The 2,025-nt window shown below is 38.8% G+C and carries 4 protein-coding genes; all 4 read left to right on the forward strand.

The window, feature by feature from the left end; translation table 11 throughout:
• The coding region (locus PX481_RS12105) for a DUF4351 domain-containing protein (RefSeq protein ID WP_288094644.1) at nt 1-471 on the forward strand (471 nt) is incomplete at its 5' end.
• Nucleotides 472-639: 168 nt separating this feature from the next.
• Complete coding sequence (locus PX481_RS12110; RefSeq protein WP_002756573.1) at nt 640-885, forward strand: UPF0175 family protein; 246 nt, start codon at nt 640-642, stop codon at nt 883-885.
• Nucleotides 882-1,379 carry a PIN domain-containing protein gene (locus tag PX481_RS12115; RefSeq protein ID WP_002756572.1) on the forward strand — a complete coding sequence of 166 codons (498 nt, stop codon included), beginning with the start codon at nt 882-884 and terminating at the stop codon, nt 1,377-1,379. The genes PX481_RS12110 and PX481_RS12115 overlap by 4 nt, the downstream gene beginning before the upstream one ends.
• Before the next feature lie 172 nt (nt 1,380-1,551).
• Nucleotides 1,552-1,899, forward strand: a complete 348-nt coding sequence (locus tag PX481_RS12120) for a DUF4347 domain-containing protein (protein ID WP_288094645.1) — start codon at nt 1,552-1,554, stop codon at nt 1,897-1,899.
• Nucleotides 1,900-2,025: the final 126 nt, after the last annotated feature.

Here is a 2,025-nt window from a genome sequence, read left to right on the forward strand (position 1 = left end):
ACTTTAAGGTTAGATGCGGCGAGAATGCAATTAATTTCTGGATTTATTGATACTTATCTCAATCTAAATCCGGTCGAAGAGATACAATTTCAACAAGAGATTAGCACATTTAGTCAACCCGTACAGGAGGGAGTTATGCAAATTACCACCAGTTGGATGCGTCAAGGTATTGAACTAGGTATTGAACAAGGTATTGAACGGGGTATCGAACAAGGTATTGAACAAGGTATCGAACGGGGTATCGAACAAGGTATTGAACGGGGTATCGAACAAGGTATCGAACAAGGTATTGAACGGGAAAAGACATTGATTCTTCGTCAACTTAAACGAAAGTTAGGGGAGATTAATCCTTCATTGGAAACTAAAATTATGGAGTTAAGTATTGATGATGTCGAAGCATTAGCAGAAGCTTTATTCGATTTCTCTACAGTTAAAGATTTAATCAGTTGGTTAAATACTTTAACTGCCTAGGTTTGACGTTAGCGAACGCATCTTCGCCATGACAAGGGGTAAGATTGCTTCGGAGAGGGAATTTCAGTTAACAGTTAACAGTTAGAAGTGAGGTCTGCCAAAGGGAATTGACAGACCGCAAAACATAGGATAGCATTTGTATAATTCTTATCAAAATACGGAGAAAATATGACTCTAGTTATTTCCCAAGAAGTGATTAAAGCAAGTGGTTTATCAGAGGATGAACTGTTGAAGGAAATTGTTGTTATGTTATTCCAACAAGATAAGATTAGCTTAGGAAAAGCAAGTGAGTTATTAGGTATTAATCAAATCAAGTTTCAACGGATGCTTTCTGAACGAGGAATTTGTATTCACTATGATGTTGCTGAGTTTCAGGAAGATATTAAGCATTTAAAAGAGAAAGGTTGGCTATGATTATTATTAGCGATACTTCTCCTCTCAGCAGTCTTGCTCTTGTTGGCTATCTGTCAATCTTAAAAGATATTTATACTAATGTTGTTATTCCCCAAGCAGTTGCCAATGAATTAGCCAATTTAACTGAGGAAGATATCCGCATTAAAGCGATAATTTCTCTGAACTGGATACAGGTTAAACAAGCCGCTAATTTGGAACTTGTGGCTTGTTTGAGGAATGAATATAATTTAGATCTTGGCGAAGCAGAAGCAATCGCTCTTGCCTTAGAATTAAAAGCAGATGAATTGTTAATTGATGAGCGTCTTGGACGGAGGGAGGCTGTGCGTTTGGGGCTGTCAATTACGGGGGTTCTAGGAGTTCTTTTAATCGCTAAAAATAGAGGATTGATTGCTAAGGTTCAACCCATAATCGATGCTCTAATACTCCAAGCAAATTTTCGCATCAGTCGTCAACTTTATGAGGAGGTTTTGCAAACGGCAAATGAATTAGATTAAGTTGTGATTTTAGAAAACGGGTTTCTGCGAGAAACTATTTAGAAAACCCGTTTTCTTGTTCCTTTGAGAAACCCGGTTTCTTGTAATCAATGTTAATTTTTGTTATATCCCCCTTGAAAAATTCGGGATTCTTTGCATAAAATAGTCGAAGTCATCCTTTGCGGTTAATGTCATGACTTCTACCCTTTTGCCGGGCTTTCCTGCTGTTGACGATGTTTTGTTCAATTTCGCTCAATCTGATGGCTTGAGTCAAGCTAATCGGGTGGATAGTGCGAGAAATCAGCGTTTAACCGCTACCTTAGTTTTCCTCGATGCTGGTGTTAGCGATTATCAAAGTCTCCAAGCTGGGGTAATTCCAGAAGTCGCCACGGTTATTCTCTCTCCCAACGAAGACGGAATCGAACAGATCACCGCTTTTTTACAACAAAATCCCCAGATTACCACCACCACCTCTATTATTAAATCGGTGCGTTACGCTATCGCGCTTCACAGCCTACGAGTAAGCAAACAACTCCAATGAACCAAACAACAGCCAATTATGATGAACCCTGGAAAGAAGCATTAACCGAGTATTTTGAAGCGTTTTTATGCTTCTTTTTTCCTGAAGTTCACCAACTAATTGATTGGACAAAAATTCCCGAATCCC

The organism is Microcystis sp. M53603_WE2, assembly GCF_030065435.1.